General features: G+C 61.3%; 1 protein-coding gene. It reads left to right on the forward strand.

The features are described 5' to 3' along the window. The coding region (locus ACWGKS_RS30025) for a hypothetical protein (RefSeq protein WP_452525111.1) at window positions 1-895 on the forward strand (895 nt) is incomplete at its 5' end. Between the last annotated feature and the right edge of the window lie 300 nt (window positions 896-1195).

Consider the following 1195-nt stretch of genomic DNA (forward strand, 5'->3'; position numbering starts at 1 on the left):
GTATGCCCGGGACCAGGTCGGTCTTCTCCACGCCGACCAGGATGATCACCTGCGAGCGATCTCCGAGTACAGGGCCTCTCTCGACGAGTTCCAGGCCTTGGGGGACCAAAGGGGCATCGCGAAGGTCTACAACCATCTCGCGCTGAGTCAGAGCGAGACCGGAAGGCACCACAGCGCCTCAAGCCACTTCCTCGTCTCCCAACAGCTCTATCAGGAGTCGGGGGATGAGCACATGGCGACGCGTGTGGGGATGAATCTCTTCCAAATGCACTTCGCGAAGGGCCGTCACAGAGAAGCGCGGGCATTGAACGAGCGCTGCATGCGGGTGTTCCGGACCCACGGTGACGCCCTCGGTATCGCGGGTACCCAGCACAACCGGGGACTTTTGGAAAGCTACCTGGGCAGGCATGGGGACGCCTATGACAGCTTCCGGTCGGCCCAGAGGGGGTTCTGGTCCGCCGGCGACGTCACGGGGATGATCAGGAGCATGGTCGGAGTGGGGACCGCCTTGTTGGGTCTGGGCAGGACATCCGAGGCCGAGCGGATCTTGTCGAACGGTCTCGAATTGTCCGAGCGGCATGGCCTCACCCTCCCGAGGTCACCCCTTCTGCGAGCCTTCGGGGATGTGCGGTTGGCGCAATGGCGGCGTTCCGAAGCCAAAGTGATGTACCAGGACGCCAGGGAAGCCGCCTCCCTAGCGGTCGCGCATCAGAATGAGGGGATGTGCTGCTCGCGTTTGGGGGACCTCAGCAGCTTGGAGGGTGACCCTGCGGGTGCGTTGGCGTACTGGGTCGAGGCGGTGGGACACCTCGAACGAACGCCGAACCCCTATCTGGAGCAGGTGCGTTCGAAGATCAAGTGGTTCCAGTACGTAAGGGGCCAAACAGCCGTATAGGGACCTGTGGGACTTCTTTCTTCAATCGCCTGCGGTGCGGACACATGTGTGGTTAAGGTGACTGAAGGTGACGGAGCGACGTAGCTATCGTCGCCGTCTACCCCTCATGCCTTAGAAAGTGCTGTCTTGTTCGCTTCGCAGAGCGCCGTTGCTCCGGGTCTGGAACCTCTTCCTCCGAAGGCCAGAAGCGACGACAAATCGCATATACACAAGTGATCTGAAAGCGGACATGCCTCGACAAGGTCCGTGCAAGGTCAGGGCTTGTCCGCGATGAGGTTTCCAAGTTCCCGGCAAGGTCTC

The organism is Nocardiopsis sp. NPDC055879, from assembly GCF_053615935.1.